Raw genomic sequence first — 244 nt, forward strand, 5'->3', positions numbered from 1 at the left:
GTCAACATCTCGATCGAACCCGCGCGCCTCGGTTCCCTTGCAATCGCGCAGGAACTCAAGCGCCATTTCGGATTGAACGACTGTCTGGTAGTGCCAAATGATGACGGCGCGCAGGCGCTTATCGACCGGCTTGGAACCGCAGCTGCGCAAGCAATCGCCAAGCTTCTAAAATCCGGGGATACGCTCGCTGTCGCCTGGGGGCGGACGGTCCTCGCTATCGCTGAGAACACCCGCATAGCCAATC

General features: G+C 59.8%; 1 protein-coding gene. It reads left to right on the forward strand.

Annotated elements, in window-relative coordinates:
* Positions 1 to 244, forward strand: a 244-nt coding sequence (locus R0J92_RS25805; RefSeq protein WP_411053788.1) for a sugar-binding domain-containing protein, incomplete at both ends; no start/stop codon positions are given.

Origin of the sequence: Tritonibacter sp. SIMBA_163, from assembly GCF_046535935.1 — a bacterium.
GTDB lineage: Bacteria > Pseudomonadota > Alphaproteobacteria > Rhodobacterales > Rhodobacteraceae > Epibacterium > Epibacterium scottomollicae.